8 protein-coding genes are annotated in these 8,206 nt (G+C 48.0%); 6 read left to right on the top strand and 2 right to left on the bottom strand.

Annotation, left to right across the window (positions count from 1 at the left end; all coding sequences use genetic code 11):
* Together QZT80_RS07505 and QZT80_RS07510 are read left to right on the top strand one after the other, a co-directional pair.
* Positions 1-2,706 (top strand): carbohydrate-binding protein (locus QZT80_RS07505; RefSeq protein WP_295119966.1); only part of this gene is annotated, 2,706 nt, incomplete at its 5' end.
* A 118-nt stretch (positions 2,707-2,824) separates the two neighbouring features.
* Positions 2,825-3,319 (top strand): SRPBCC domain-containing protein, encoded by a 495-nt coding sequence (locus tag QZT80_RS07510; RefSeq protein WP_295119969.1) that lies wholly within the window; start codon positions 2,825-2,827, stop codon positions 3,317-3,319.
* 188 nt (positions 3,320-3,507) lie between these two features.
* On the opposite strand, the gene QZT80_RS07515 is transcribed toward QZT80_RS07510, so the two are convergent.
* Complete coding sequence (locus QZT80_RS07515) at positions 3,508-4,710, bottom strand: DUF4272 domain-containing protein (protein WP_295119972.1); 1,203 nt, start codon at positions 4,708-4,710, stop codon at positions 3,508-3,510.
* Between the two features lie 34 nt (positions 4,711-4,744).
* Complete coding sequence (locus QZT80_RS07520) at positions 4,745-5,098, bottom strand: hypothetical protein (protein WP_295119974.1); 354 nt, start codon at positions 5,096-5,098, stop codon at positions 4,745-4,747.
* A 262-nt stretch (positions 5,099-5,360) separates the two neighbouring features.
* Between QZT80_RS07520 and QZT80_RS07525 the strand changes: the two genes are divergently transcribed.
* Genes QZT80_RS07525 through QZT80_RS07540 form a run of 4 tightly spaced genes read left to right on the top strand, consistent with a single transcriptional unit; the run spans position 5,361 to position 8,041 of the window.
* A complete protein-coding gene (locus tag QZT80_RS07525) occupies positions 5,361-6,224 on the top strand; it encodes an STAS domain-containing protein (RefSeq protein ID WP_295119976.1) in 864 nt (287 codons plus the stop codon).
* Positions 6,225-6,230: 6 nt separating this feature from the next.
* Positions 6,231-6,638 carry an STAS domain-containing protein gene (locus QZT80_RS07530; RefSeq protein ID WP_295119979.1) on the top strand — a complete coding sequence of 136 codons (408 nt, stop codon included), beginning with the start codon at positions 6,231-6,233 and terminating at the stop codon, positions 6,636-6,638.
* Positions 6,619-7,032, top strand: a complete 414-nt coding sequence (locus QZT80_RS07535; protein WP_295119982.1) for an anti-sigma regulatory factor — start codon at positions 6,619-6,621, stop codon at positions 7,030-7,032. The genes QZT80_RS07530 and QZT80_RS07535 overlap by 20 nt, the downstream gene beginning before the upstream one ends.
* On the top strand, positions 7,025-8,041 hold the full coding sequence (locus tag QZT80_RS07540) for an ATP-binding protein (protein ID WP_295119984.1): 1,017 nt from the start codon (positions 7,025-7,027) through the stop codon (positions 8,039-8,041). The genes QZT80_RS07535 and QZT80_RS07540 overlap by 8 nt, the downstream gene beginning before the upstream one ends.
* Positions 8,042-8,206 lie beyond the last annotated feature (165 nt).

Here is an 8,206-nt window from a genome sequence, read left to right on the forward strand (position 1 = left end):
GCGCAAATTGTACTGGCAGGCAACTCGGCCGTTAACTACTCCCGCAGCAATGTAACGATCACTGTTGCCGGCTCAGAACTTACCGATAACAACCTGGCCAGCTACGTGGCGAAAGGCCTGGTATTACTGGAAGGCAACCCTAACTGGACGATGGTGTTTAACGAAGAATTTAACAGTACGGGCATGCCCGACTTTTCCAAATGGACGATTGAACCACGTCCCAAAGGCTGGATAAATGGCGAGCAGCAGGTGTATACAGATACCAGCTTCGACAACACGCGTCAGCGTAACGGCAACCTGGTTATCACCGGTAAAAAAGATTATCCCAACATCGTTACTACAGAGCCCTGGTCGTCGGGGCGCATCCTTACCCAGAATAAATTTGATTTTAAGTATGGGAAGGTCGAAGTAAGGGCGAAGTTGCCAAAGGCACGTGGCTCCTGGCCGGCCATCTGGTTAATGCCTACCACCAGCGCCTACGGTGCATGGCCTAAAAGCGGTGAAATAGATATCATGGAACACGTGGGCAACCAACTCGGCAAAGTGTTATCCACCGTTCACACGCAAAACAGCAACTGGACAAATGGCGGGCACTCTTCTAACAACCGCACCATTTCCGATGCGCACCTTAATTTCCATAACTACATCATGGAATGGACGGAAGACTCGATCCGTTTCACCTACGACAGTATACACTGCTACACCTATAAAAATCCACGTACCGACTGGAAAGACTGGCCATTTGACCAGAAGTTCCACATCATCCTGAACCTCGCTATTGGTGGCGGTATGGGGGGTAGCATCACGGAAGCCGACTGGCCGGATAGTTTGCAGATAGATTATGTGCGTGTATACCAGAAAGGCCTGGGTACGCCCGTGCTGGACAGTATGGTGATAAGTCCGGCCGACCGTGCAACGGTTGCCGGAAAAACACAACCGTACACTGTTAAAATGTTTGACCAGAACGACCATGCCATGAGCCTGACGCCTACATGGACGATTACTGGTGCGGGTAATTGCATTAATGCCAGCGGGGTAGCCACGATTAATGCTCCCGGCACGGTAACCGCCACCGCCACACACAATGGTGTTACCATCAGCAAGTCAACTACCGCTACCTTACGTACGCCCAACTATAAACCCGTACCCGCGCGTATAGAAGCCGAAAACTTCGATTACACCAATGTGTGCTGCACCGAAACAGCAGCCGATACAAGCGGCGGCTTAAATGTGAGTTACATTGGCAATACCAGTTGGCTGGAATACGACATCAACGTGGCTACGGCCGATACTTTCCGCTTCCAGTTCCGCGTCGCGGTTAATACAGTCAGCACCCTGCAGATCTTAAAAGACAATAATATACTATCTACCGTAAAACTGCCCGCCAGCGGTGGTTGGCAAAACTGGGTGACCATAACCACCGAACCCATTTATCTGCCCGCCGGTAACCAAACCATCAAATTGCAGGCAGTTACTTCCGGCTGGAACTTTAACTGGCTGCGTGTAGTAAAAGCCAGCGATATGAATGTGGCGAGAGTAGTAATTACACCCGACAGCTCCAGCGTTGTAGTGGGTAACCGCAAACAGTTTACAGCCGCCGCTTATGGCCCCGACAACAGCAAGTTTGATGCAGTTCCCGTATGGAGCGCGCAGCCTGGCGCTGGCAGCTTCGATAATTACAAAGGCATATTCAAAGCTGATTCAGTTGCCGGACTTTACCAGGTGTACGCAACCGTTGGCGGCGTTAGGGATACGGCTAAAATAAACGTGCTGGGTCTTCCTAAGTTAACACGTATTGAAATTGTGCCCGATACGGTAGTAGTACCTTACGGAGCTTCGCAACTCTTTACTGCCAAAGGGTACGATCAGTATAATAATGCGTTTACATTTACCGCCCCGGTATGGACAGTTACCGGCAGCGGCAACACCATTACACAGGGCGGCGCGCTTACCGCTGGCACCAATCCTGGTATTGTGACCGCCACGAAAGACTCCATCAGCGGTTCGGGCGTGTTTACGCTGGACTACATCTGCTCGTTCAACAAACGTTATGAAGCAGAAAGTGCATCGTCCCGCTCCACCGTACCAACGCTGGAAACCACTACAGACACAAGCGGGGTACAGAACTTTACAGGTATACTGGTGAACCATTGGTTTGCGTACAATAAGGTGAACCTGCCTGTACGCGGCAAGTACAACATCCGCTTCCGGGTATTGACAACAGCAACGGCTAAAATAAGGATGGAAGAAAGCGGCACCAACTTCGGTTACATCAACATCCCGAACACCAACGGCGAGTGGATGACGATTTCCGATACCATTACGCTGCCGGGCATCAGCTACATTAACGTACGCGTACACTCCGGCAGCTTCAAGTTCAACTGGTGGAGCCTGGACAACTGTGCGGTGGATACGAGCGCGAGCCCACTGGCATACAGCCCGCAGCGCCTGCATTTCGAAAACTTATCGGGCGCCATTAAGGTGTATCCAAACCCAACTTCGGCTAACATTACGCTGGAACTTGGTCAGCACGATTACCAGTCAGTTGAGTTACTGGACCTGAGCGGAAGGCTCATCAAACGCTGGTTTACACAGAAAGGCGAAACGAAGTTTACCCGAAACGTGAGCTTCCTCGAAAGTGGTACCTATATACTACGGATCGAAGGAAAAACAGGCGCTAAGTCGCTGCAATTCATCAAATTATAAACACTGCCAGGCCGCATCCACCGATGCGGCCTTTTTTTGTCTTAATCGCCCCGCAATTTGTCTCAACTGCACCCTTTAAGTCGTTATTAAGCAAGGTACATTTACTAAAAATTAAACCATGCAAACACAGGATTTTTCAACTACTGTGCTGGTGGACCAATCACCGGAAGCAGCATATGCCGCCATCAACAACGTTCGCGGCTGGTGGTCTGAAAATATAGAAGGCAGTACAGACACGCTGAACGGCGAGTTTGACTATCATTACCAGGATGTACACCGCTGCAAAATCCGTGTAACGGCGCTTGTTCCCGGGAAAAAGGTAGCCTGGCAGGTAATAGAGAACTACTTCAGTTTCACGAAAGATGAAAGCGAATGGACGGGCACCAGCATGCTTTTCGAAATAACGGAGAAAAACGGGCAGACACAAATCCGGTTAACACACCAGGGCTTAGTGCCCACGTACGAATGTTACCAGGTTTGCACCGAATCGTGGACCAGCTTCGTGCAACGCAGCCTTAAAAGCCTCATCACCACCGGCAAAGGCATGCCCAACCCCAAATCGGGCGATAGCATCAGCGCACAGGTGGTGGAAAAACATCATCTGAAAGGGTAATAAAAAAACGTGTTGCGCAGGTATCTTGTGCAACACGTTTTTATTTATGGTACAAACATCAGTTCTTTACTCAGCCGCCGTTGTGTCACTCCCTTCAGCGGCCGTAACAACATTGGGCAATGTTCAGTTTTCCCACTGCGGCGGTGTATACATCGCCCAACAACACGTAAAACTGTTTGCTCCCCCCATCACGTATCCGTAGTCACGTCATCCCACTCCGCATTTCCATAACACGTAAGCCAGTTAAGGGCGTAATGCCTTTCGTACACCACACTGCTGTCCAGCTCACCGCCAGGCTTCTGACCGTGCAGGCGGGCATCTACGCAGGCCCAGTTCATTCTGTAAATCTTATCCAGCTCATCCAGTATTTCACTTTTGCTGCGCAGCTTCACCTGGCTCTCCAACGCCTCGCGCGACTGGCCCACCACTATTCCTACGATGGTCGACACCTCGCAAATAGTAGATGGATATACCAGTTCTTTTACGAGGCCCAATGCCCACATCATTACATTCAATCCCTCGTAACGCCAGATAGAATTAATCCGGTCCTGTTCAGTTAATGTTACGGTATCAAATACACGCTGTTCTTCGAAAGAAAAACTATTCACCGAAAAATCTTTCACCGCCTGATCCAGGCGCTCCTGCTCAACACCTTCACCTTTGGCGGCTATAATGGCCAGCGCGTACATACGGTCTGTTATCTCCTTCGTGCTACGCAGTTCTAATGCTTCTTCACTTTCCGTAAACGGCAGCCATTCATTTATTTTTACGCCCCGGCTCCTGAGAAACTCTTCCGTCCTGGCTTTGCGCGCTTCCGTGTCTGGTCTTGCGGGCGCCTGGTTATCGAAGTACTGTGCGTCTATCTGCACTTTTAACAGTGCATCGCCGCAGTTACCATCTGTGTCAATAACGAGGTTCATTTCCGCGTCCAGGAACTTTTGCTCCTGGCCTTTTCCTTTGGGTACGGTAGCGAAAATAAACACATCATACTGGCGGGAGAGATTTAGCAGCAACGTTTCAAAATCAGCCGTGAGCTTAGGTTCTACACTAAAGGAGCATTCAGAATTGATCGTTCTTATCTTTTGCAGCAGTAACCCGCGCACCTGTTCGTTCGTGGCAGGCAGGGACGCCACGTAATTAAACATGCCGTTTATTTGTTGCCCCAGCGGGCAATCGGCATTGTCAAGGTTAAATGATGGTTTGGCTCTTTCGCGATAGCGGATGCTTAACTTTTTCGATCCCGAAAATAATCCCCCTTTAATATGGAGGCCGAGTTCTTTCCCTTCCCAATCGCCATTTACGGACGGAGTAGCCGAAGGGAAAGCCGCTTTAACTGCTTCTACAATTTCATCAAACCCTATCTTATGGGAGTATAACGTATAGTTTTCCATAGGGCATGAAAATAGTAAATTTCATCGTGTTGTGTTACGCCCCGTCCTGTTTTTCAAACGGGCGGAAATTTACCTGCCTGGCCAGGCCGCGAAACACGAAGCCTATACCCTCTGCATCACTAAATAAAAACACCTCGCTGTAGTCAGATATCTCCGGCTGGTCCAACAACGCCGCCACATCAAACTTATAAGTACCATTACCATCGTTATCAATTTTCAACGCACGTACTTCAGTGTTTTCCGAAGTTCTGTCGAAAAATGCAATTACATCTATTAACTCTAATACGCGTTTTTCATCCATTTCATATTTATCCTCAAAAATCAACTTCAGGCGGGAGCCTAACAACTCTTTAGCCACCAAATTATATTTATCGAGACTAAGCTTCATAAACGGGTCATTTTTGCGGGTTAATTACTGTCAAATAAGATACAAAAAAGTGGGCTTTTTTTCGAAAGACGAAAGCGTACACAACTGGCCCCAAAAATGCTATTTAAGTATTTTGCCGGGATAACGGGGATATAATTCCCCACACGCATATAATTAGAAAATATCTGACGTAGACCTTTAAATATATTGGGTTTTAAGCTGTACTATTGGTTTCTTAAGACAAAACTTATCTCTATATTTTTACTACCAAACTATAAGTTGTATGAGCGTAAACACATCTAAACTTCTTCAGAAAGAGCGAAAAAAAATTCTTGAGTTGTGGATGAAAAATCAACTGGCCGACGACAGTCTGCGCGACGACCTGATGACCAATGAGGAACTTCGTGTTCAGTCGGACGAATTGCTTACCGCCCTTACGAAGTCAGTGAACGATAAAAACCTCAGCAACCACCAGTCTTCGGACTTCGACCAGGTATTTGAGATCCTTTCCGGAATTTCAATTACCCGTGCGCGCCAGGGTTATTCACCCCGTGAAACAGGAGCATACATCTTCAGTTTAAAAGATGCCCTGTTGGAGGTGTTACAGGACGAGATCACCGATCCAACAGAGCTGTTCCGCGTATCGATGGGCATCAGCCGCCTGCTCGACAGTTTTGGCGTAACAACTTTCGAAACGTTCATTAAAGGAAGGGAAGAAGTAATTCTCCGCCAAACCGATGAGATCACTGAAATATCAACACCCGTTATACAATTATGGGATGGCATTTTGGGCCTGCCTATTATAGGCACTCTTGACAGCAGCCGTACCCAGGTGGTAATGGAAAATTTGTTACAGCGCATCGTGGAAACAGGCAGCAGCATCGCCATTCTTGATATATCCGGCGTACCGGCTGTAGATTCCCTGGTGGCCCAGCACCTGATCAAAACCATTAACGCTACAAGATTAATGGGGGCAGAATGTATTATCAGCGGCATTCGCCCTGAGATCGCTCAAACCGTTGTACACTTAGGTATCGACCTTTCTAATATCGTTACCAAAGCCACACTGGCAAGCGCATTAAAGTATGCATTTTCCATCACCAACCTGGAAGTGAGAAAAACAGTGAAAACAAAAACTACTTTTTAAGCATTTATGGATAGAATACCTATTCTTCAAATGGGCAAATTCCTCCTGGTAACCATCCAGGTGGACCTTTACGACCGTCTTGCCTTAAATCTCGAAACAGACCTTGCGAACATGGTGAATAAAACCGGCGCAAGAGGTGTTTTGATTGATATTTCCGCGTTATCCATCGTCGATTCATTTATGGGAAGGATACTGGGCAACATTGGCACCATGAGTAAAATCATGGATGCCGAATCTGTAGTGGTAGGCATGCAGCCTGCTGTAGCTATCACCCTGGTAGAATTAGGCCTCGAACTCAAAGGTGTTAGTACCGCGCTTAACGTGGAAAAAGGCATGCAACTATTACATACCAAAGTCGGTTCTTTCGAAGACGAAGAAAAGGAGGAAGACGCCGATGATAATAGTATTGAGTAAAGACGCCATGGCCATACAGAAGGAACAGGATGTAGTTCCCTTCCGGAACCGCGTAAAGGAGTACGCGGTAAAAATTGGTATGAGCCTGGTGAACCAGACAAAACTTATCACCGCAGCCTCTGAACTGGTGCGAAATATGCTAAAATATGGCGGAGGCGGCAGTACACTGATCGAGGTGATCAGTAAAGGCCGTGAAAATGGTATACGACTCACCTTTGCAGACAAAGGCCCTGGTATAAAAGACATTCCGCTGGCCATGCAAGATGGCTATTCCACCGGCAAAAGCCTGGGCCTGGGCTTACCAGGCGCCAAAAGACTGGTAAGCGAATTTGATATTAAAAGCACACCTGGAAAAGGAACGACGGTTACCGTCATAAAATGGAAAAATGGTTAATACGGTTCACCTGAGATTTAATGCTGCCGACCGTAGTTACTTCGCCATCCTCAAAAAAGAAATTCACGCGCTGGCCGCTTCCGCAGGCTTTACACCCAGGAAACTGGCGGAAATAGATATTATCGTAGCCGAAATAGTGTCGAACCTGGCTAAACATGCAATGGAAGGAGAGCTGTTCGTGAAGTTGAAAGAGGAAGAAGGTATCCAGGGCATTGAGCTTACAGCGCTCGACCGTGGACCAGGCATGAGCGATGTACCGAAGATGATGGCAGATGGCGTATCCACCAAAAGTACGTTGGGGCAAGGGCTTGGCGCCATACACCGCCTGTCGAACATATGCCAGATCTATTCCGTAAAGGGATGGGGAACGGTGTTATATGTTGTAGTATACAACAAAGCACTTCCTACCCGCATTAAACAGAAGAAAACAGAGATCCGGTCGCTGGTGGTTCCCAAACCCGGGGAAACATTTTGCGGCGACGGCTTTTATGCGAAAGAAACACCAGAACATATCAAACTATTTCTCGGTGATGGACTGGGACACGGGAAAGATGCACAGGCAGCCGTTGATTTAGCCATAGACGCCTTTAAGATTTGCCCCTACGACAGCCCGCTGGAAACGTTACGGTTCATTCACACCTCTGTTAAACGAAGCCGCGGCCTTGTTGGTACCGCCGCTTATTTTGACAAGAAGGACAAAAAATGGCTGATTTGCGGTATTGGCAATATTCAATCCAGGCTTCACAACCCGGTAGGTTCCAAAAACTACCTGGGTTATAATGGTATTATAGGGCACAACATTCCCAATACCATGAAAGACCAGGAAATTGAATACGAAAAGGGGCAAACGATAGTGATGTGCAGCGATGGTTTTAAGTCGCGCTGGGATCTCTCAAAATACCCGGGCATCCTCCGTAATGACCTGTCGGTGGCAGCCGCGGCTATGTTCCGCGATTTTTCGCGTAATACAGACGACATGTCCATTGCTTTTTGTAAAGTAACAATATAAAAAGATGACACACGAACTGGTAAGAGTAACGCTCAATAATGAAATGGACCTGGTGCTGGTGCATCGGCGCTCCATGCGGCTGGCCGAAATGATGGGACTTTCCCTTTCTGCGCAAACTACTTTTGCCACCGCAGCTTCGGAAGTGTCGCGCAATACGATCGAGCG

Origin of the sequence: uncultured Chitinophaga sp. (genome assembly GCF_902168175.1) — a bacterium.
Lineage (GTDB): Bacteria > Bacteroidota > Bacteroidia > Chitinophagales > Chitinophagaceae > Chitinophaga.

Coding starts and splice junctions, on each gene's coding strand:
- QZT80_RS07510 (WP_295119969.1), top strand. CDS start 2,825: ATGCAAACACAGGATTTTTCAACTACTGTGCTGGTGGACCAATCACCG.
- QZT80_RS07515 (WP_295119972.1), bottom strand. CDS start 4,710: ATGGAAAACTATACGTTATACTCCCATAAGATAGGGTTTGATGAAATT.
- QZT80_RS07520 (WP_295119974.1), bottom strand. CDS start 5,098: ATGAAGCTTAGTCTCGATAAATATAATTTGGTGGCTAAAGAGTTGTTA.
- QZT80_RS07525 (WP_295119976.1), top strand. CDS start 5,361: ATGAGCGTAAACACATCTAAACTTCTTCAGAAAGAGCGAAAAAAAATT.
- QZT80_RS07530 (WP_295119979.1), top strand. CDS start 6,231: ATGGATAGAATACCTATTCTTCAAATGGGCAAATTCCTCCTGGTAACC.
- QZT80_RS07535 (WP_295119982.1), top strand. CDS start 6,619: ATGATAATAGTATTGAGTAAAGACGCCATGGCCATACAGAAGGAACAG.
- QZT80_RS07540 (WP_295119984.1), top strand. CDS start 7,025: ATGGTTAATACGGTTCACCTGAGATTTAATGCTGCCGACCGTAGTTAC.